At 60.3% G+C, this 20645-nt stretch carries 14 protein-coding genes and 4 tRNA genes; 13 read left to right on the top strand and 5 right to left on the bottom strand.

Annotation, left to right across the window (positions count from 1 at the left end; genetic code table 11):
- Positions 1-3: 3 nt before the first annotated feature.
- Positions 4-1605, bottom strand: coding sequence for an ABC-F family ATP-binding cassette domain-containing protein (locus PSDT_RS04225; protein WP_006289183.1), 1602 nt, complete (start codon positions 1603-1605; stop codon positions 4-6).
- A 190-nt stretch (positions 1606-1795) separates the two neighbouring features.
- On the opposite strand from PSDT_RS04225, the gene uvrA reads away from it, so the two are divergent.
- The 7 genes from uvrA to secG all read left to right on the top strand — a co-directional run bounded on the left by uvrA (position 1796) and on the right by secG (position 11678).
- Positions 1796-4738 carry an excinuclease ABC subunit UvrA gene (uvrA, locus tag PSDT_RS04220; protein WP_397224549.1) on the top strand — a complete coding sequence of 981 codons (2943 nt, stop codon included), beginning with the start codon at positions 1796-1798 and terminating at the stop codon, positions 4736-4738.
- Entirely contained in the window at positions 4735-6921 is a 2187-nt protein-coding gene (gene uvrC / locus PSDT_RS04215) for an excinuclease ABC subunit UvrC (RefSeq protein WP_006290414.1), read from the top strand. Before uvrA ends, uvrC begins: the two co-directional genes overlap by 4 nt.
- 146 nt (positions 6922-7067) lie before the next feature.
- Entirely contained in the window at positions 7068-8006 is a 939-nt protein-coding gene (rapZ, locus tag PSDT_RS04210) for an RNase adapter RapZ (RefSeq protein ID WP_006289187.1), read from the top strand.
- A 117-nt stretch (positions 8007-8123) separates the two neighbouring features.
- Positions 8124-9080 (top strand): DNA-binding protein WhiA, encoded by a 957-nt coding sequence (gene whiA / locus PSDT_RS04205; protein WP_006289188.1) that lies wholly within the window; start codon positions 8124-8126, stop codon positions 9078-9080.
- 60 nt (positions 9081-9140) lie between these two features.
- Positions 9141-10337 (top strand): phosphoglycerate kinase, encoded by a 1197-nt coding sequence (locus PSDT_RS04200; protein WP_006289189.1) that lies wholly within the window; start codon positions 9141-9143, stop codon positions 10335-10337.
- A gap of 138 nt (positions 10338-10475) precedes the next feature.
- Positions 10476-11285 carry a triose-phosphate isomerase gene (gene tpiA, locus PSDT_RS04195; RefSeq protein WP_006289190.1) on the top strand — a complete coding sequence of 270 codons (810 nt, stop codon included), beginning with the start codon at positions 10476-10478 and terminating at the stop codon, positions 11283-11285.
- 144 nt (positions 11286-11429) lie between these two features.
- Positions 11430-11678: a preprotein translocase subunit SecG gene (gene secG / locus PSDT_RS04190; protein WP_006289191.1), complete on the top strand. Its 249-nt coding sequence runs from the start codon at positions 11430-11432 to the stop codon at positions 11676-11678.
- Between the two features lie 281 nt (positions 11679-11959).
- On the opposite strand, the gene tal is transcribed toward secG, so the two are convergent.
- Together tal and tkt are read right to left on the bottom strand one after the other, a co-directional pair.
- Complete coding sequence (tal, locus tag PSDT_RS04185) at positions 11960-13072, bottom strand: transaldolase (protein ID WP_006289192.1); 1113 nt, start codon at positions 13070-13072, stop codon at positions 11960-11962.
- Between the two features lie 85 nt (positions 13073-13157).
- The gene (tkt, locus tag PSDT_RS04180) at positions 13158-15248 is read right to left on the bottom strand and encodes a transketolase (RefSeq protein ID WP_006289193.1); all 2091 of its coding nucleotides are present in this window, start codon (positions 15246-15248) and stop codon (positions 13158-13160) included.
- 238 nt (positions 15249-15486) lie between these two features.
- Between tkt and PSDT_RS04175 the strand changes: the two genes are divergently transcribed.
- Complete coding sequence (locus tag PSDT_RS04175; RefSeq protein ID WP_006289194.1) at positions 15487-16746, top strand: HrcA family transcriptional regulator; 1260 nt, start codon at positions 15487-15489, stop codon at positions 16744-16746.
- 27 nt (positions 16747-16773) lie between these two features.
- The gene (gene dnaJ, locus PSDT_RS04170; protein ID WP_006289195.1) at positions 16774-17916 is read left to right on the top strand and encodes a molecular chaperone DnaJ; all 1143 of its coding nucleotides are present in this window, start codon (positions 16774-16776) and stop codon (positions 17914-17916) included.
- Between the two features lie 31 nt (positions 17917-17947).
- Here the strand turns inward: dnaJ and PSDT_RS04165 are convergent, their stop codons facing one another.
- Positions 17948-18766 carry a fructosamine kinase family protein gene (locus PSDT_RS04165; protein WP_006289196.1) on the bottom strand — a complete coding sequence of 273 codons (819 nt, stop codon included), beginning with the start codon at positions 18764-18766 and terminating at the stop codon, positions 17948-17950.
- Between the two features lie 160 nt (positions 18767-18926).
- Positions 18927-19829 carry a PAC2 family protein gene (locus tag PSDT_RS04160; RefSeq protein ID WP_006289197.1) on the bottom strand — a complete coding sequence of 301 codons (903 nt, stop codon included), beginning with the start codon at positions 19827-19829 and terminating at the stop codon, positions 18927-18929.
- A gap of 259 nt (positions 19830-20088) precedes the next feature.
- On the opposite strand from PSDT_RS04160, the gene PSDT_RS04155 reads away from it, so the two are divergent.
- From PSDT_RS04155 to PSDT_RS04140, 4 genes are all read left to right on the top strand, one after another.
- Positions 20089-20161: transfer RNA gene (locus PSDT_RS04155), tRNA-Gly, on the top strand.
- Between the two features lie 21 nt (positions 20162-20182).
- Positions 20183-20256: transfer RNA gene (locus tag PSDT_RS04150), tRNA-Cys, on the top strand.
- A 17-nt stretch (positions 20257-20273) separates the two neighbouring features.
- Positions 20274-20346, top strand: a tRNA-Val gene (locus PSDT_RS04145).
- A 48-nt stretch (positions 20347-20394) separates the two neighbouring features.
- Positions 20395-20467, top strand: a tRNA-Val gene (locus PSDT_RS04140).
- Positions 20468-20645: the final 178 nt, after the last annotated feature.

Raw genomic sequence — 20645 nt, 5'->3', positions numbered from 1 at the left:
AGGCTACTCTTCCGCCACCAGGTCCAGATAGCCGTCATCCCAGAGGTCCTCATCCCCATCAGGCAGGAGAAGGACCCGTTCAGGATTGAGGGCCTTGACCGCGCCTTCATCATGGGTGACCAGGACGATGGCCCCTTCATACTTGGCAATGGCCTTGAGGATTTCTTCGCGGGAAGCGGGATCCAGGTTGTTGGTGGGCTCATCCAAGAGAAGGACGTTGGCGCCGGACGTGACCAGGGTGGCCAAAGCCAGACGGGTCTTTTCCCCGCCGGAGAGGACGGAAGTCAGTTTGAAGGCGTCATCGCCGGAGAAAAGGAAGGAGCCCAGGATCGCCCTCGTGCGGGTGTCATCCAGTTGCGGGGCCACGTGCCGCAGATTTTCCAAAACGGTGGCCGTCTCATCCAAAGTGTCGTGTTCCTGAGCGAAGTAGCCGATCTTGGCTCCGTGACCATAGATGACTTCGCCCGTATCGGGACTATCCTGGCCGGCCAGAATCCGCAAGGTCGTGGTCTTGCCGGCCCCGTTGTATCCCAGGATGACCACCCGGGAGCCCTTGTCGATCGCCAGGTTGATGCCGGCGAAGACGATGTTGGACCCATAAGCCTTGGAGATGTCCTTGGCCATGATGGGAGTGCGGCCGCAAGGCAGGGGGGTGGGGAAGCGGATGTCGGCCACCTTCTCCTTCTTCTGTCCGGCGCTGGTGCCTTCCAAAAGCTTTTCCGCCCGGCGCATCATGTTCTGGGCGGCCACGGCCTTGGTCGCCTTGGCATGCAGGCGGATCCCCTGCTTCATCAGACGCTCCGCCTTCTTCTCGGCCACTTCGCGCTCGCGCCGGCGGCGCTCCTCGTCCACGGCCCTCTGCTTCAGATACGCGTGCCAGCCCAGGGAATACATGTCAATATGAGCAGTCTGGGCGTCCAAATGCCAGACCTTGTTGACGGTCTCGCCCAACAGTTCGGTCGAGTGGGAGATGACCAGGAGGCCTTTTTCGTACGATTTCAGATATTTCTGCAGCCATTCGATCGAATCCGCGTCCAGATGGTTGGTGGGCTCATCCAAAATCAAGGTGTCAGCGTCGGAGAAGAGGATCCGGGCCAATTCGATGCGGCGGCGCTGGCCGCCGGACAGGGTGCCTAAGGAGTTCTTGAGGATATCTTGGGGGATACCCAGGCTTTCGGCCATGACGATGGCATCCGACTGGGCGGCGTAACCTCCGGCGTTCTCGAAATCTTGGGTGGCCTTGTCATAACGTTTCATGGCCTTTTCCATGATGGACGAGTCCGGGTCGGTCATATCCTTTTCAGCCTTGCGCATACGGGAGATGATGGAAGCCAGGTCCCGGGCGCTCATGATGCGGTCCAGAGCGGATTGGTCCTGGTCGGCTGCATGGGTGTCCTGAGGCAGGTAGCCCAGTTTGCCGGACACCTTCACGCTTCCGGCGGATGGCAGGGCCTGTCCGGTGATGACCCGGGTCAGGGTGGTCTTGCCGGCCCCGTTGCGCCCAACCAGGCCGATGCGGTCCCCCCTGGAGACGATGAAATCGGTCGGGGCCAGCAAGAGCCGGGCGCCGATGCGGATTTCCAAACCGTGAGCCTCGATAGCCATCTGGTGCATCCTTCTGCCATGAACCGCGCCGAAAGACGCGATGAGATTTCCAAAGGTCTCATTCTAATTTGTCGGGATGATTTTTGTACCATGGGAGCCGGTTTCAAGAAACGAAATAGGCGCCGGACGGCAAAGCCGGCAGAATAGGCGAGGGGCCATGGCTGAATTGATCGAGCATAACGACCGAAGCATGAGGGTGGCGCCGGGAGCCATCGTGGATCCTTTGGAAAACCTGCCCCACGACCAGAAGATCCTCATACACGGAGCCCGCGAACATAACCTGAAGAACGTGGACCTGGCCATCCCCCGCAATCAGATGGTCGTCTTCACCGGCCTGTCCGGCTCAGGCAAGTCGTCTTTGGCCTTCGACACCCTTTTCGCGGAAGGGCAAAGAAGGTACGTGGAATCCCTGTCCGCCTACGCCCGCCAATTCCTGGGCCAGATGGACAAACCGGACGTGGACTTCATCGAAGGCCTGAGCCCGGCCGTCTCCATCGACCAGAAAACCACCAACCGCAACCCCCGTTCCACTGTGGGGACCATCACCGAGATCTACGATTATCTCCGTCTCCTCTTCGCCCGGGTGGGCGTGCCCCATTGCCCCGTCTGCGGCCTGACCGTTTCCGCCCAGACCCCCCAACAGATCGTGGACACCCTTCTGAGACTGCCGGAGCGCACCCGGTTCCAAATCCTGGCTCCCGTGGCCCGAGGGCGCAAAGGCGAATTCGTGGAGCTTCTGGAGACTTTGCGGTCCGACGGCTACGCCAGGGCCATCATCGACGGCGAGCGCCATGAGCTGTCGGAAGAGATCAAGCTGGCCAAGCAGAAGAAGCACATCATCGAGGTCATCGTCGACCGTCTGGTCATCAAAGAAGGGATCCGCCAACGTCTGACCGATTCGGTGGAGACCGCTTTGCGCTTGGGCAACGGCATCATCGTCATCGACTACGTGGACAAGGACCAGGACGATCCCCACCGTCGCCAGCCCTTCTCGGAGAAACGCAGCTGCCCCAACGGCCACGAGCTGGAGCTGGATGAGATCGAGCCCCGGACCTTCTCCTTCAACGCCCCTTACGGGGCTTGCCCTGAATGCACCGGGATCGGCTACAAGCTGGAAATCGACCCCGAGCTGGTCGTCTCCGACCCGGAAAAGACCTTGCGGGAGGGGGCCATCGAGCCTTGGTCCACTTCCAAGACCCAGGAACGCTACTACACCCACCTTTTGGAAGGCCTGTCCGAAGAATTGGGATTCTCCCTGGACCAGCCCTGGCAGGACCTGCCGGAAGAGGCCCGGCATGCCATCCTTTTCGGCCACGATTTCAAGGTGAAGGTCTCCTACCGTAACCGCTGGGGCCGCAACGTCGAATATTCCAGCGGCTTCGAAGGCGTGGTCCGCACCCTCATGCGCAAGCATGAAGAGACCGATTCCGATCTGATGAAGCAGTATTACGAGTCCTATATGAGGGAAGTGCCTTGTCCGGTCTGCCAAGGCAAGAGGCTCAAGCCCGAGGTCCTGTCCGTGACCATCGAAGGCCAGTCGATCATCGACTTGTGCGACATGCCGGTCTCCCAATGCGGCCAGTGGATGAAAAACCTGACCTTGCAGGGGGCGGCGGCCACCATCGCCACCGAAGTGCTCAAGGAGATCCGGGCCCGGCTGGACTTCCTCAACGACGTGGGTCTGAACTATCTGACCCTGTCCCGGGCGGCCGCCACCTTGTCCGGCGGGGAGGCCCAGCGGATCCGCCTGGCCACCCAGATCGGTTCCGGCCTGGTCGGAGTCATGTACGTCTTGGATGAGCCTTCCATCGGTCTTCATCAAAGGGATAACAGCCGGCTCATCCACACACTTCATAACCTGCGTGACTTGGGTAACACCCTGATTGTGGTCGAACATGACCAAGAGACCATCGAAACCGCTGATTGGCTGGTGGACATCGGCCCTGGGGCAGGGGAGAAGGGCGGGGAAGTCGTCTACTCCGGAAAGGCATCCGGCTTGACCAAGGCAACCCGGTCCGTGACCGCCGACTATATCGCCGGCCGCAAGGCCATCCTCCTGCCAGCCCGACGTCGCGCGATCGACCCGGACAAGGAACTGACCGTCGTCGGAGCCAGGGAGAACAACCTGAAAAACCTGACCGTGGACATCCCCCTAGGGGTCATGACCGCCATCACCGGCGTATCCGGGTCCGGCAAGTCCACCCTGATCAACCAGATCCTTTACCCCGTCCTGGCCGACAAGCTCAACGGGGCCCGGATCGTCCCCGGCAAGCATACCCGGGTGAAAGGGGTCGACCAGCTGCGCAAGGTCATCCATGTGGATCAGAACCCCATCGGCCGCACCCCTCGTTCCAACCCCGCCACTTACACGGGCGTCTGGGACAAGATCCGCCAACTTTTCGCCAAGACCCCCGAGGCCCAGGTCCGCGGCTATGGCCCCGGCCGCTTCTCCTTCAATGTCAAAGGCGGCCGGTGCGAGGCCTGCCACGGGGATGGGACCCTCAAGATCGAGATGAATTTCCTGCCGGACGTCTACGTGCCCTGCGAAGTCTGCCATGGCAAACGCTACAACCGCGAGACCTTGGAAGTCACCTACAACGGCAAGACCGTCTCCGACGTCCTGGACATGCCCATCGAGGAGGCGGCCCGTTTCTTCAAGGCCTATCCGGCCATCTCCCGCTATCTGGACACCCTGGTGGACGTGGGTCTCGGCTACATCCGTCTGGGCCAGCCCGCCCCAACCTTGTCCGGCGGGGAAAGCCAAAGGGTCAAGTTGGCCACCGAGCTGCAAAAGAGGTCCGATGGACGGACCATCTACATCCTGGACGAGCCCACCACCGGCCTGCATTTCGATGACGTCAACAAGCTCCTGCAGGTCCTGCAAAGCCTGGTGGATAAAGGCAACACCATCGTGGTCATCGAGCATAACCTGGACGTGATCAAATGCGCCGATTGGATCATCGATCTGGGCCCCGAAGGCGGGGACGCCGGCGGGCGAATCGTGGCCCAGGGAATCCCGGAAGAGGTGGCCAAGGTCGAAGGGTCCTGGACCGGGCAGTACCTGAAGGCGATGTTGGCCGACCCCCACGCCCGGCCCGCTCACGCCCGCTCTTCGAAAGCGAAGGAATCATGACAAGCGGATTCCGCAAAACCGGGAGCGGGGATGCCGAGGACATCAAGGCCGGCGGGGAAAGCGGCGTCAAGAGTGGTCTTAAAGGCGGCGTCAATAAAAACGGAGCCCCCCTCCTGGGGGACAGCCGCGACTTCTTCCGCCCCAAGCCTTCGGACATTCCCACCCAGCCGGGAGTCTACAAATGGAGGGACGGTCAGGGCCGGGTCATCTACGTGGGAAAAGCCAAGAACCTGCGCAACCGCTTGAGCAACTACTTCCAGCCCCTGCATAATCTGCATCCGCGTACCCAGAACATGGTCCTCACCGCCCGCAGCCTGGAATGGACGGTGGTGGCCACCGAGCTGGAATCGCTGACTTTGGAGTACACCTGGATCAAGGAGTTCGACCCCCGTTTCAACGTGGTCTTCCGGGATGACAAGACCTATCCTTACCTTGCCATCTCCCTGAGCGAGGAATTCCCCCGGATCTGGGTGACCCGCAACCGGAACAAAAGGGGGACCCGCTACTTCGGCCCTTATCCCAAAGTCTGGAACATGAGACATACCTTGGATTCCCTCCTGCACGCCTACCCGGTCCGGACATGCGCCCCTTCCACCTTCCACAAGGCCCAGGTGACCGGCCGGCCGTGCCTTCTGGCCTATATAGGGAAATGCTCCGCCCCTTGCGTCGGTTGGATTTCAGCTGAAGACCACAGGGCCATGTGCGAGCAGCTGGTGGGGATCCTGACCGGCCGGTTGGGACGAACCTACGCCGACTTCTTGAAGGAGGAGATGCTGGAGGCCAGCCGAAAGCTAGACTTCGAGAAGGCGGCCCGCCTGCGCGACCAGATTTCGGCCTTGTCTTCGGTTCTGGAGCAGAACTCGGTCGTCTTTGATGCCGATGTGGACGCCGACATCTTCGGCCTGGCTTCGGACGAGCTGGAAGCCAGCGTCCACTGCTTCTTCGTGCGCGCCGGCACCATCCGGGGAGAGCGCAGTTGGAGCGTGGAAAGGGTGGAGGACGTGTCCGATGCCCAGCTCATCGCGGATCTGATTTCCCAGGTCTACTCCGACTTGATGGAGGAAAGCCGGCGGGACGCGAGCGGGTCCATAGCCGTCTCCCGCAGCCGGGACGCTCTGGCCCCCAGCCAGCAGGCGACGGCCAGGGACGCCGCCTCCCGCGCCCAATCCACCCGCGAACGCCACTCCCGTCAAGAGGAGACCGGCCGCGATGACCTAGTGGCCCCCATGTCTCCCGTTCCCCGGGAAGTCATCATCCCTTGGGAGCCGGATCGCAAGGCCGATTTGGAGGAATGGCTGACCGGCCTGCGCGGGTCGGTCGTGACCATCCGGGTGGCGGCCCGGGGGGAGAAGAGGGAGCTGATGGAACGGGCCAGCCAGAACGCCCAGCAATCCTTCTCCCGCCTTAAGGCTTCACGCATGACCGATATCGGTCTGCGCACCCAGGCCTTGAACGAGATCGCCCAGACCCTGGGGCTGAAGGAGGCCCCCCTGCGCATCGAGGCTTACGATATCTCCAACGCCTCCGGCGGCGGTTATCAGGTGGCCTCCATGGTGGTCTTCGAGGATGGGGCCCCGAAAAAGAAGGAATACCGGCATTTCTCCATCCGTGGCGCCGATGGTGAAGGGGCTGTGGATGATTTGTCCGCCTTGTATGAGACCTTGACCAGGCGGTTCAACCATGACAAGGCAGGCGGTGAGGAGCCCTCCCCGGAAGCGCAGTCGCGGCCTCGCTTCGCCTACCGGCCCAGCCTGATCGTGGTCGATGGGGGGCAGCCCCAGGTCAAAGCGGCCGCCCGGGCCTTGGCGGACTTGGGAATCGACGACATAGCCGTCTGCGGTCTGGCGAAGAAGCTGGAGGAGATCTGGCTGCCGGACGACGACTATCCGGTCATCATGAAAAGGCAGAGCGAGGGCCTGTACCTGATGCAGCGGGTCCGGGACGAATCCCACCGTTTCGCCATCACCTACCACCGCAAGAAGCGGTCCAAAGGATCCCTGCGCTCCGCCTTGGACGATATCGACGGGGTGGGCTTATCCTATCAACGCAAGCTCCTCAACCATTTCGGCTCCCTGAAAGCCATCAAGGCCGCCAGCCTCGACGACCTTCAGGAAGTCAAAGGAATCGGGAAGGCCAAGGCTTCGGCCATCTATAGCTCCCTGCACCAAGGAGGACGAGCCTGAACCTATGGAAAAGCCTATGGCTACACCTTAAACCTATGGGAAACCCTATGAAAAAAATACTATGAAAAAAATATGAGAAAAGAGCCATGAATATGTAGAGGGGGGTTCGTTATGCTGAATGGAAGATTCCCTCAAGAGGAGCGCACATGGCCCAAGCACCGAATCAGGAACCCCAGCCGACACCGCGGAAGGACTTTCAGGTCCTGCTCATCACCGGCATGTCCGGCGCCGGCCGCACCCATGCGGCGGACAGCGTGGAAGACATGGGCTGGTACGTGGTCGACAACATGCCTCCCAAGTTCCTCATCCCCATGGTCGATATGATGACCGCTTCCGGAAGCGACGTCCATAAGCTCGCCGCCGTGATTGACGTGCGTTCCCGCGATTATTTCGAAGACATAGCCGAAGTGATCAGCCACCTGGATGATTTGGGGGTCAAGACCCGCATCCTCTTCCTGGACGCCTCCGACGACGAACTCATCAAACGGTATGAAAGCGTCCGCCGGCCCCATCCTTTGCAGAAGGGGCGCAGGCTCATCGACGGCATCCTTGAGGAAAGGGAGCTGCTGGCTTCATTGAAGGAACGGTCGGACATCGTCATCGATACGACCGGTCTGAGCATCCACCAGCTTTCCACCCAGATCTACGAGGAGCTTTTGGGCAAAGGGGCCAGCACGGTCAACGTCCATATCTTCTCTTTCGGCTTCAAACATGGGACCCCGACCGATGCCGACTTCATCGCCGACGTCCGCTTCTTGCCGAATCCCTATTGGATCCCCGACCTGCGCAGCCTCAATGGCCGGGACAAGCCGGTCAGTGATTACGTCCTGCAATCCCGCGGAGCCGAGGAATTCATGGACGCTTTCGTACGGACCCTGCTCATCGCCATCGATGGGTATTCCCGGGAGGACAAGCATTTCGTGACCATCGGCATCGGATGCACTGGCGGCCAGCATCGGTCCGTCGCCATGAGCGAGGAGATCGCCAAACGCCTGCGCCGGCATCATCTGAACGTGACCGTCTCCGCCCGCGAGCTGGATAAGAAACCGGGGGCGGATTCAGCTCATTGTGGGAAAGGGAAATAGCCTCTTCGAGTCTTGCCGTTACAATGGCATAGTTTGAAAGGTAGAAATCGTCATCAGGCGTGTCCGTAGGCGTGTCGGGCGTGTTGATTTTTGTTCGCAGTATCAAAGGGGGAGACCGTGGCATTGGTCGATGAGGTTAAGGACGAGCTGGCCGGCATCGGTGACGAAGCGATCAACATCAGGAAGGCTGAAGCTTCCGCTCTTATCCGCTTCGGAGGCGGCCTTCGCAGCCTGCAGAAGCACCTCGTCGTCATCACCCAATTCTCCAACGCCAAGGTCGCTTCCTGGCTTCATGAGACCATCCGCACCGTCTATGGGCATGAGGCCGAATTGGTGCAGACCGCCCGCAACCTGCCGGACGGCCATTCCATGACCTGGTATTCGGTCCGCGTCTTCCATGCGGGTGGGGCCCTGGCCCTCCAGTCCGGCCTATTGGACCGGCGTCGGCACCCGGTCAAAGGCCTGCCCGATGACGTGGTCCAAGGCAACATCTCCCAGGTCAAGGCGGCCTGGCGAGGGGCCTTCATGGCCCGGGGGTTCCTGTCGGAACCAGGCAAGCCCGCCTTCCTGGAGATCATCTGCCCCAGCGGGGAAGCCGCGGACGCCTTGATTTACATGGCTCGGCGCCTGGGAATCACCGTCTCCAAAAGGAAGGTCATGTCTTCCTTGCGCGTCACCTTGCGCGACCCCGATGTGATCGAACGGATGCTCTCCCTGATGGGGGCGGTCAACACCGCCCGGGAGTGGAGCGGCAAGCATAGCGAAACCGACAATCATGGCAAGACCAATCGTCTGGCCAACTTCGACGACGCCAACATGCGGCGGTCGGCCAAGGCGGCCGTCGAGGCTAGCGAGAAGGTCACCCATGCCTTCCATGTCTTGGGCGACGACATACCCGAGAATCTACGGCAAGCGGGCCAGCTGCGCCTGGACCACCGGGAGGCGAGCCTGGAGGAGCTGGGGCGTCTGGCGGACCCGCCCATCACCAAGGACGCCATCGCCGGCCGCATCCGTCGGCTCCTGCAACTGTGCGCTAAGGTGGAAAAGCAGCGTGCCGTCGGCCAGATCGAGTAGGCACTCCCTGCGTTAAAATGAGAGAGTCAATCATATTGTTGAATCCTAAGAAAGGACATTATGAAGACTCTCGAAGATTTGGGCGATTTGAAGGGCAAGCGCGTTCTGGTGCGCGCGGACTTCAACGTTCCTCTGGACGGAACGACCATTACCGATGATGGCCGTATCCGCGCCGCCCTGCCTACCATCACCGAACTGCGTAAGGACGGGGCCAAAGTCATCCTCATGGCTCACTTGGGCCGTCCGAAGGGGCAGGTAGTCCCCGAGCTTTCCCTGGCCCCGGTGGCTTCCCGTTTAAGCGAACTCTTGAACGCCCCCGTGGCTTTGGCCAAGGACACCTACGGTCCTGACGCCCACGCCAAGGTGGACGCCATGCAGGATGGGGACGTGGTCCTCTTGGAAAACGTCCGTTTCAATCCGGAAGAGACCAGCAAGGACGAAGCCGAACGTTCCGCCTATGCCAAGAAAATCGCCGAGCTGGGCGATGTCTTCGTCTCCGATGGCTTTGGCGTGGTCCATCGCGCCCAAGGTTCTGATTACGATGTGGCCGCCGACCTGCCGTCCGCCGCAGGTCGTCTGGTCGAGAAGGAAGTGGCCGCCCTATCTAAGGCGACGGAGAATCCGGAGCGTCCTTTCACCGTCGTTCTGGGCGGTTCCAAGGTGTCCGACAAGCTCGGTGTCATCTCCAACCTTTTGGACAAGGCCGATCGTCTGGTCATCGGCGGTGGCATGGTCTTCACCTTCCTCAAGGCCCTCGGTTACGAGACCGGCAAGTCCCTCTTGGAAGAGGACATGGTGGCTCAGGCCAAGGAATATCTGGAGACCGCGAAGAAGAACGGGGTCGAGATCGTCCTTCCTGCCGATATCGTCGCCGCTGACGCTTTCGCCGCCGATTCTCCTTATGAGGTCGTTGACGCGGACAAGATCCCCGCGGACAAGATGGGGCTCGACATCGGTCCTCGTTCCCAGAAGCTCTTCCACGACAAGATCGTGGATTCCAAGACCGTGGTCTGGAACGGCCCTATGGGGGTCTTCGAATTCCCCGAGTTCGCCAAGGGTACGGCCGCTGTGGCCCAGGCCCTGATTGATTCCAGCAAGAACGGTGCTTTCAGCATCGTCGGTGGTGGCGATTCCGCCGCTGCCGTCCGCCGCTTGGGCTTCGATGAGGACGGGTTCTCCCATATCTCCACCGGTGGCGGCGCCTCCTTGGAGTTCCTCGAAGGCAAGGCCCTGCCGGGTCTGAGCGTCCTGGACTAACCATTAACCTTCTTCATAAAGCGAGGTGGTTCCGCTTTCCGAGCTGGGCCACCTCGTTTGTCGCTATAGTCGTTTTATCTGCTATATGTCGTTATATCTTTGTGATTGACTGTTGTTTTACCCCTGAGGCGAGGACGGATGCGTACACCAATTGTTGCCGGTAACTGGAAGATGAATCTGGGCTACAAAGAGGCCACCTACTTCGTGCAGAAGCTGGCTTGGCTTCTGCGGGACGCGCATTTCGATTATTCTTCCTGCGAAGTGGTCATCACCCCTCCCTTCACTTCCATCCGCAGCGTCCAGGTCCTAGTGAAAGCCGATGATTTGCGGATCCAATATGGGGCGCAGACAGTCTCCGTCACTTCGCAAGGGGCTTTCACCGGGGATATCTCCGCCGACATGTTGTCCGAGATGGGCTGCAAATACGTCATCGTCGGCCATTCGGAACGGCGCAAATACCATCCTGATGATGACGCCAATCTGGTCGATCAGGTCAGGGCCGTCTTGGCCGCCGGCATGCGACCGATCCTCTGCGTGGGGGAGGGAATCACCGAACGCCGCCGCGGCATCGAGCTGAATTACGCCGTCGGTCAGGTGGATGACATCACCCGGGACCTGGGCAAAGAGGAGGCCGAACAAGTGATTGTGGCCTATGAACCTGTCTGGGCCATCGGGACCGGCCTGGTGGCGACGCCTCAGTCGGCCCAGGACGCCGCCCACGCCATCCGCCAGCACTTCACGTCGGTCTATGGGGCCCAGACGGGGCAGAAGGTCCCTATTCTCTACGGTGGGTCGGTCAGCTCGAAAAACGCGACCGATCTGATGAACCAAGCCCACGATGTGGATGGTTTCCTGGTGGGAGGGGCCTCCTTGGATCCGGAGGAATTCGCCACCATCATCCGCCTGACCCAGAAGGCGGCCCATCAACGCAGCTCCAGCCGCTCGTAATCATCCTTGATCGTCTGAAACGCTTGTGACCGTCTGTGATGCTCGTGATTGTCCAGATTTTCCGGCTTGCTTTGAATGGCTGCGGCACCGGGTTTTCCGTGCGCTCGTGTATATTAGCATCTGTACCCATGAAAGGAATCGTGTATGCACGCCCTGAAGATCACTCTTGAAATCGTCGTCGTCATCCTCAGCCTTTTGCTGACCATGCTTATCCTCATGCACAAGGGTAAAGGCGGCGGTCTGTCCGACATGTTCGGCGGCGGCATCACCCAGAACGCCGGTACTTCAGGGGTTGCGGAGAAGAACCTGAACCGCATCACCGTGGTGGTCGCTTTGATTTGGGTCACCCTCATCATCGCTCTTGACTTCATGTCCAAGTTCAATGTCGGCTGATTTTTAGGCTTTTTACGGCATCCCCGTCCGAGGGATGCCTCTGAGATGACGGTCCGGCCGTTCGCGGCTGGCCCGTTTTTATGTTCATTGCGTTCATTGCGTTTAGCCGCATTGAGTCGCATTTGATACGTTCGATGCATTCGGTACGTTCTGTACATTCGGTACATATAGCAACGGATAAAAAGTTGGTCCCGACCGCGAAGATGCGGTCGGGACCAACTTTCTTGATCGGGCGTTTACCAGACGCTCATCAGGCCTGATAAACGCTCAGAGCGAAGCCCTTAGGCGTTCACGCGGTCGATGCCGGCCTGGACATCAGCCAGGACGGAGCTCCAGGAATCAATGAAGGAAGCGACGCCGTCAGCTTCGAGCTTGTCGGTGACGTCCTTGATGTTGATGCCCAGCTCGGCCAGCTTGTTCATGACTTCGTGGCTTTCCTCGTAGGTGCCTTCGATGGAAGGAGCGCCGTTGCCCTGCTTGGCGAGAGCGTTGAGAGTCTTCTCGGGCATGGTGTTGACCACGTTCGGAGCGACCAGCTCATCCACATACTTGCAAGGGGAGTAGGCCGGGTTCTTGGTGCCGGTGGAGGCCCAGAGAGGACGCTGCTTCTTGGCGCCCTTGGCTTCGAGGGCGGCCCAGCGGGAATCCTCGGCGAACTTCTTCTCGAAGAGCTCATAAGCCAGGCGGGCGTTGGCCACAGCGGCCTTGCCTTCCAGAGCCTTGGCCTCTTCGGAGCCATTGGCTTCGAGCAGCTTGTCAACAGCGGTGTCCACGCGGGAGACGAAGAAGGAGGCGACGGAGCCGATGTGGCTCAGGTCATGGCCGTTGGCGTCAGCCTGGGCGATGCCTTCAATGAAGGCGTCGATGACCTGCTCATAGCGTTCCAGAGAGAAGATCAGGGTGACGTTCACGGAGATGCCCTTGGCCAGGGTGGCGGTGATGGCCGGCAGGCCTTCCAGAGTGGCGGGAATCTTGATCATGGCGTTGGGACGATTGACCTTCTCCCACAGCTCGACGGCCTGGACTTCGGTCTTCTCGGTCTCATGGGCCAGACGGGGGTCCACTTCGATGGACACGCGGCCATCCACATAGTCGGTGGATTCGGCGATCTCGCGGAAGATATCGGTGGCATTGCGCACATCGGTGGTGGTGAGCTCGCGTACGGCGTCCTCGACGTTCACGTCCTTGCCCAATTCCTTCAACTGCTCATCGTAAGGTCCCACTTCATGCAGGGCCTTGGCGAAGATGGAAGGGTTGGTGGTCACGCCGACGACGTTCTTGCTGGCGATGAGCTCCTGCAGGCTGCCGGACTCAATGCGGGACCGGCTCAAATCATCGAGCCAGATGGAAACGCCAGAGTCGCTGGTCTTTTGGGTGTGTTCATTTTCTGCCATTCATAACTCCTTTGGTTATTTAAGCAGTGGCGGGCGGATTCGCCACCCGCCACTTTCGAAGCATCGTGCTTCAAGTTTGTTTGATTTATCGACGAGCAGCTTCGATGGAAGCCTTGGCGGCATCCACCACGTGCTCGGGGGTGATGCCCAGGACGCGCATGTTCTCCTGGCCATCGCCTTGCAGACCGAACTGCTCGATGGAAATGGCCTTGCCATAAGAGCCCAGGTACTTGTACCAAGGCATGGCCAGACCGGCTTCGATGGAGACGCGGGCCTGCACGTCGGTGGGGAGGACGGATTCCTTGTATTCCTCGTCCTGAGCCTCGAACCACTCCATGGAGGGGAAGGAGACCACGCGGGCCTTGACGCCCTCTTCGGCCAAAGTGGCGGCGGCCTTGACGGCGTGCTGCACTTCGGAACCGGTGGCCATGATGATCACGTCAGGCTTGCCTTCGGTGTCCACCAGGACGTAAGCGCCGCGACGGACGCCATCCTTGGCCTTTTCCTTGGTCTCGGCCAGGGTCGGGACGCCCTGACGGGTCAGGATGAGGGCGGTAGGATGGGAATCTTCCTTCTCGAAGGTGTAGCGGTAGGCCTCGGCGGTCTCGAACTGGTCGGCAGGACGCACCACATCCAGCTGAGGGATGGCGCGCATGGAGGCAAGATGTTCGATCGGCTGGTGGGTAGGACCATCTTCGCCCAAAGCCACGGAGTCATGGGTCCACACATAAACGTTGGGAACATTCATGAGGGCGGCCAGACGGACCGCGGGACGCTCGTAATCGGCGAACTGGAAGAAGGTGCCGTTGAAGACGCGGGTATCGGAATCCAGCAGGATGCCGTTGGTGATGGCGCCCATGGCGAATTCGCGCACGCCGAAGTGGATGATGCGTCCGCCTTCGGACACGTCAGGCCAGGTGGAGGTGGCGAACTTGGCGGGAGCGAAGGAATCGGCGCCCTTGATGACGGTGTTGTTGGAACCGCCCAGATCGGCGGAACCGCCCCAGAGTTCAGGCATGACAGGAGCCAGGGCGTTGATCACGGCGCCGGAAGCCTTACGGGTGGCGACGCTGGAACCGACTTCGAAGGAGGCCTCGAGCTCATCGATGGCCTTGTCGAACTCTTCGGGAAGCCTGCCTTCGTGAATGCGGTCGTGCAGGGCCGCCTTGGCGGGGTTGGCCTTCTTCCAGGCCTCGTACTTCTGATCCCATTCCTTATGGGCTTCCAGACCACGCTGAGCGACCTCGCGGGCGTGAGCCAGGGCCTCTTCGTCGATCTCGAAGGACTTGGCCGGATCGAAGCCCAGGGCTTCCTTCAGACCGGCGACGGCCTCGGCGCCCAACTTGGAGCCGTGAGCGGACTCGTTGTTGGTCTTGCCGGGGGTCGGCCAGGCTATGAGGGTGTCGACCTTGATGAACTTGGGCCGGTCGGTGACCTGTTCGGCCTTCTCCAGGACCTTGGCGAAACCTTCCACGTCCTCCTTGTAGGAGCCGTCAGGCTGGATGAAGCTGAACTCGTCGGTGTACCAGCCATAAGCCTTGTAACGCTCAAGCACGTCCTCGGCGAAGGAGATCTTGGTGTCGCCTTCGATCTGGATGTGGTTGGCGTCGAAAATGACGGTCAGGTTGCCCAGTTCCTGGTTTCCGGCCAGGGAGCTGGCCTCGCTGGAGACGCCTTCCTCGACGTCGCCTTCACCGCAGATGACCCAGATCTTGTGATCGAAGGGGGACTCGCCGGCGGGGGCTTCGGGATCCAGCAGGTTCCGCTGAAAACGCTGGCCATAGGCGAAACCGACGGCGGTCGCCACGCCTTGGCCCAGAGGACCGGTGGTGACTTCGATGCCAGGGGTCAGGCCGTACTCGGGATGACCGGGGGTGATGCTGTCCATGGTACGGAAGTGCTCAAGGTCGTCCAGGGTCAGACCGTAACCGGAGTAGAAGAGCTGAATATACTGGGTCAAAGAAGCGTGACCACCGGAGAGAATGAAGCGATCGCGACCTTCCCACTTTGGATCGTTCGGATCATGCTTCATGAACTTCTGATAGAGAGTGTAAGCAATAGGAGCCAAGGAGATAGGGGAGCCGGGGTGGCCGGAACCGGCCTTCTCCACGGCGTCCGCCGCCAGGACCTTAGCGTTCTTGATTGCACGCCCGTCCAATTCATTGAAATCGACCATATCTGATCAACTTTCCTTCCAATTGGTGATGGCATCGACATTTCACCGTCCATGCCGTTGACCCCTCCAGTCTATAAGCCGAGAAAGACGATTGACCCCATCCGGTGTTGGATTCACTTGTCGGCTTTTGCCAGTCATTTCCTCGGATTTTCAAGCGTTTGACAATTTCGTCCGCAGACGAAATTAGCACTCGGCCGCAAAGAGTGCTAGAACTTGAGATAAGACTTTAAGGAGCGCTATGGCACAGAACAGACGAATGGAGATCCTGAGGGTGGTGGTCGAAGACTATATCCGCACCCAGGAGCCGATTTCCTCCTCCAGCGTGACCTCGCGCCATAAGATCGGGGTCAGTCCCGCCACGGTCCGTCATGAGATGGCCCAGCTGGAAGAAGAGGGCTACCTGATGCAGCCGCACACCTCCGCCGGCCGTATCCCCTCGGAGAAAGGCTACCGGTATTTCGTGGACCAGCTCAGCTCCCTCATCCCCTTGTCCGCGGTCCAAAGGCACGCCATCCAGGATTTCCTGCAAGGGTCCGTCAGCATGGACGACGCCCTTCATCGTTCGGCCCGCCTCTTGGCCCAGATCACCGGCCAAATCGCCGTCGTGGCCACCCCCTCGGTCCTACGCTCCCGGCTGAAGCATTGCGAGCTGGTCGCCATGGGGCCGAGGATGCTCCTGGTCATCCTCATCACCGACACGGGTCGGGTCGAGCAAAGGACCTTCCCCCTTCCGCCCGAATGGGACGGGCTTAGCCAAGACGCTTTTCACCCCCTGTCTTCGACCATCAACCGCTTCTGTTCCGGTCTGCCCATGAACCGGCTGGGGGAGAAACTGCGGACCTTGGCCCGGGAGGAGTCCGTCCAAGAAGGCGGGCCGGGCCGCCTGTCAGCCTTGACTTCCGCCTTGTCCGCCCTGCCTGTGGCCGGACCGGCCCAACAAACGATTCCCTGGAAGAGGCGGATGGACCTGGTCTCTTCCTTGGTCACCACCCTCGCCGCCTGCTTCGATTCCGTCGCATCGCCTCAGGATTCCTACGATTTGTACGCCACCGGAGCCGCCCGGATGGCCCATCGTCAACAGGCCCCGGGGGAAGGGATCGCCTCCCTTCTGGACGCTTTGGAGGAGCAGGTGGTCATCATGCATTTGATGGACAACCTGGCTCATACGGCCGTCGTCCAGCATCGTCCGGTCGGCGTAGCCATCGGGTCGGAGACCCACACCCCCAGCCTCTTGAACGCGGCCGTAGTCACTTCCGGCTACGGGTCCATGGACGAAGGCCGCTCCCAGACAGGGGAGGAGGACCAGGGGGAGGTGGCGCCGGCAGCCGACGATTCCTTGGCCTTCGTTGGTTCGATCGGCCCCACCCATATGGATTACCGCACCACCATGGCAGCCGTCCAGGCGGTCGCCCAATATCTGACCGATTTCGTGCGTTCCCAGGGGGATGGGCCGGATCTGGAGGCCGGCGGGGCTGATAGGGCCTTCATGGCAGAATGAAAGGCATCGCGAAACGAGGAGCTCATTGTGGCAGAAACTGATTATTACCAAGTGCTAGGGGTGGAGAGGAACGCCAGCCAGGAGGAGATCAAAAAGGCTTACCGGAAGATGAGCCGGAAATATCACCCCGACATAGCCGGGCAGGAGTATGAGGAAAAGTTCAAGGAAGTGAACACGGCCTATGAGGTCCTGTCGGACAGCGACAAGCGTCGCATGTACGACCAGGGGGTAGACCCGCTGAGTTCCAGCGGTTCAGCCGGGCCAACCGGGTTCACGGACATGTCGGACATCTTCTCCACCTTCTTCGGAGGCGCTTTCTCCGGTGGGGCCTCTTCCGGCCCTCTTCCGCGGGTGCAGCCCGGCCGGGACAGCCTCGCCTCCACCAGCGTGGACCTGAAGACCATCGTTTTCGGGGGCGTCCACAACGTGACCATTCATACTTTCGCCGTTTGCCCTGACTGCTCCGGCAATGGCAGCGCCGATGGGAAGCCCCCGGTCACCTGCCCCGAATGCCACGGCAGCGGCAGCGTGCAGACCGTCCGACGTACGCTCCTGGGCCAGATGGTCTCCAGCCTGCCCTGCGCCCGCTGCCAGGGATTCGGCAATATCATCGAGCATCCCTGCCCCACATGTTCGGGCCATGGCCGCGTGCAAACCGACCGTACCATCGGAGTCAACATCCCGGCTGGAATCGAGGACGACACCCGGCTGCGTTTGAGCGGTCAGGGCGAAGTCGGGGAAGGCGGCGGCCCCGCCGGGGACCTTTTCGTCGACGTGACCGTCAAACAGGACAAGCAGTTCACCCGGCAAGGGGATGACCTGCATTGCTGGATCACCATTCCCATGACCTGGGCGGTCCTGGGTCATAGGACCACGGTCTCCAGTTTCGACGGCGACCAGGATATCGACATCCCCGCCGGCAGCCAGTATGAATCAACCGTCTCTTTGGAGGGTCTGGGGGTCACCAATGTGCGGGACAACAGCCGCAGGGGCAAATTGGTGGTCCATCTTCTGGTTTCCATCCCTGACAAGGTCAATCAGCAGGAGAGGAAACTGCTGGAGGATTTCGCCGCCAAACGCAGGGACGATGAATTCTCGCCCGAGCAGAGCTCCCAACCTTTGCAGGCTCCCCGCGGGTTTTTCGAGCGTCTGAGGCACGCCTTTTCGTAGAGTGGACAGGGGCGCGGGGGCAGGTGTCCTTTCAGCCCAATAAAGACCGGCACATGGCCCGGTATTGGCTGACGTAACCGCCGCCGAAGAAGACGCAATGCCCGGCGATGGGGTAGAGTTGCCAGATCGTCACCCTTTGATCGTATCCGCTTTTCAGGGGGTGGACGCTTTGATAGCCATCCAGGATGTCCCCCAGGTAGGAGATGCCGAAAAGGGCCAACATGGCCAGGTCTTCCTCCCGGTGACCTCCGTGGGCGGCGGGGTCGATGAGGACCGCTTCCGGCTGATCCAGCCGGGATCCATCAGCGGCGGTCGTGGTCCACATGACGTTTCCGGACCACAGGTCTCCATGGACCCGGGCTGGCTTGTCCTGGGCGGCAGGTCCCAGAAGCTTGGGCAAGGCCGCGATGAGGTCTTCGGTCATGGCCAGGTCGTTCTTGGTCAGGGCCCTTCTTTCCATTCCCAGGCGGACCATGGGCAGCAGACGGCCTTCCGCCAGATAAGAGACTGGGTCCGACCAATCGCCGACATCCATGGGGACCGGGTCCTGCAAGGGACCGAAGTAGCAGGTTCCTTGATAATCCGCCGGTCCGACCCCGAAGGCGGAGGCTCCGGAATCATGCATATGAGCTAATGATCTGCCAAATCTATAGGCGGCGTCTATGGTTGGGTAGGCCGGTTCTATCCGTTCGATGTCCAGATGGTCGCCCGCCCAGGAATCGACCCCCACGACCCGGGGGCCGCCTGCCTTTTCAGCCTCTTTCAGCCAAAGCAGACCTTTGGCTTCGCATTCGAAGAAACCTTCCGGAGCGTAAGCCCGCGATTTGCGATGCAACCTTCGAGAACCCATGACGAACCTCCCAATCCGAAGCCGGGGACAAGACCATTCTAGCCGAGGCCCCTTCACTTGCCTGAGTCATGCGGGGTTTTCCGCCTCCGCTGCTTTCCTCGTCTGTTTTTCCTTATCGGCATTCCTCCTCGGCTTTCCGCTCAGAATATCCCGGCGATTTTCATTCGCCCTCGGAAGGTCCGTCAGGCATGGGGTCCCGGCCATCCTGGCCCTTTCCCTCCCCGTTCAAGGAACTGAGGAAGGCCTCGGTCTCGTCGATCAGCTGGTTGGTGACTTTTTGCGGGATGTAATCGCCTTGCACCCCCATGGCGTCTTCCATGCTCTCCTGGTCTTGGTCTTCCTCCAACTGTTTCACGTAATGGTTCAGGTCGTCGTTGTACGACACAAGGGCGTCGGCGGACGCCTTCCACTGCCGGGTCCGGAAAGGCAGGTCTCCCTGTGGCAGGTCCACCCCCAAATGCGCCCCCAGGGCGTCGATCAAGGTCTGCACGCCGAAGGGGCAGTCGTCGGCCCCGACGTATTGGGGGATGGAGACCCACATGCTCAAGGTTTTGTATCCCTGTTCGGCGGCCGTGAAATTGATGATGGAGGGGATTCCCACCGGGCCGTTATAAGCGTCGTCGGGATCCAAGACGGCGTGGGAGTCCACCTGGCTGACCGGCAGAGGCCGGGTATGAGGGACGTCGTTGAACATGGACCCTAAAGTGATGATTTCGTCGACCTCGTAAGCGTCCGCTATACGCAGGGATTTCTGGGCGAATTCCATCCATTGGAAATTCGGTTCCGGCCCCAACTCGGTCAGCAGGGTCAAAGAGGGGGAGAGGTCGATGGAGGAGAAAGTGACTTGCGGCCACATGATCTGGCGCCGCCCGTCCACCGTGCACATCATGGGGCGAGTGAATTGATAGTCGAAGAAGGGGGAGCAGCTGATCCGGTCGACCTGCCGGGACTCGACTTCCAGGGCCTTGAGGAGGTGGCGGATGGCTCCGCTGGCGGCTTGGCCCGCGTCGTTCCAGCCTTCGAAAGCCGCGATCAGGACCGTCCTGTGCTTTGAGTCATCCATGGATGCGTCTCCTATGCGTCCACCCGTCCTCCCATCCAAGAGGCGAAGGAGGGCTCTCACTGTCTTCGGAATGGTTTTCCGGCCCGGTCCGCAGACCGGCGTGTAACCCAAGATTAGCCTTCATCGTTGATAAATAAGGGAGAGTCAGCCATAAGCGAGAGGGAACACGCCGGGACTTGCCAAAGTAGACGCCTGCCTCTATATTTATCTCTTGTGTTCAGATGAATGCTCTCAAGAGCGGCTCTGATGAACACCGATCGCGGGCATAGCTTAGTTGGTAAAGCGCGACCTTGCCAAGGTCGAGACCGCGGGTCCGAGTCCCGTTGCCCGCTCGGGTCATATGTGACCGGCGCGGTGGGTTAGCCAAGCGGTTAGGCAGCGGCCTGCAAAGCCGTATAGGCGAGTTCGACTCTCGTGCCCACCTCCACACTATGAGATCCTTTGGGGCGATTGGCGCAGCGGCTAGCGCGCTTCCCTGACACGGAAGAGGTCACAGGTTCGATTCCTGTATCGCCCACCCTTCTGCGCGAAGATAAATGAATGATCATAAACGAATGATAGTCTTGGGCGATTGGCGCAGCGGCTAGCGCGCTTCCTTCACACGGAAGAGGCCATAGGTTCGATTCCTATATCGCCCACTTTCTTGGATTCCCTTTTCTCTTTCCTCTTCTTTCTTTTTCCGTTTGTATCTGTATCTGTCCAATCTTTCATCCTCCTTCCTCATCCCACCTCATCCCGTAACCGCCTGCCTTTTGGCTTTCACCACTCGATCCCGTCCTCGCTTCAGGGCCGGGGTGTCCTTATGCGCCTTTAACC

The sequence above is a fragment of the Parascardovia denticolens DSM 10105 = JCM 12538 genome (assembly GCF_001042675.1).
GTDB classification, from domain to species: domain Bacteria; phylum Actinomycetota; class Actinomycetes; order Actinomycetales; family Bifidobacteriaceae; genus Scardovia; species Scardovia denticolens.
Note: the sequence above shows the minus strand (reverse complement) of the source record. Positions and strands in the feature narration are given on the sequence as shown.

Bases quoted from the DNA above. Each gene is read 5' to 3' on its own strand.
- PSDT_RS04225 (WP_006289183.1), bottom strand. From the start codon at position 1,605: ATGGCTATCGAGGCTCACGGTTTGGAAATCCGCATCGGCGCCCGGCTC.
- uvrA (WP_397224549.1), top strand. From the start codon at position 1,796: ATGAGGGTGGCGCCGGGAGCCATCGTGGATCCTTTGGAAAACCTGCCC.
- uvrC (WP_006290414.1), top strand. From the start codon at position 4,735: ATGACAAGCGGATTCCGCAAAACCGGGAGCGGGGATGCCGAGGACATC.
- rapZ (WP_006289187.1), top strand. From the start codon at position 7,068: ATGGCCCAAGCACCGAATCAGGAACCCCAGCCGACACCGCGGAAGGAC.
- PSDT_RS04200 (WP_006289189.1), top strand. From the start codon at position 9,141: ATGAAGACTCTCGAAGATTTGGGCGATTTGAAGGGCAAGCGCGTTCTG.
- tpiA (WP_006289190.1), top strand. From the start codon at position 10,476: ATGCGTACACCAATTGTTGCCGGTAACTGGAAGATGAATCTGGGCTAC.
- secG (WP_006289191.1), top strand. From the start codon at position 11,430: ATGCACGCCCTGAAGATCACTCTTGAAATCGTCGTCGTCATCCTCAGC.
- tal (WP_006289192.1), bottom strand. From the start codon at position 13,072: ATGGCAGAAAATGAACACACCCAAAAGACCAGCGACTCTGGCGTTTCC.
- tkt (WP_006289193.1), bottom strand. From the start codon at position 15,248: ATGGTCGATTTCAATGAATTGGACGGGCGTGCAATCAAGAACGCTAAG.
- PSDT_RS04175 (WP_006289194.1), top strand. From the start codon at position 15,487: ATGGCACAGAACAGACGAATGGAGATCCTGAGGGTGGTGGTCGAAGAC.
- PSDT_RS04165 (WP_006289196.1), bottom strand. From the start codon at position 18,766: ATGGGTTCTCGAAGGTTGCATCGCAAATCGCGGGCTTACGCTCCGGAA.
- PSDT_RS04160 (WP_006289197.1), bottom strand. From the start codon at position 19,829: ATGGATGACTCAAAGCACAGGACGGTCCTGATCGCGGCTTTCGAAGGC.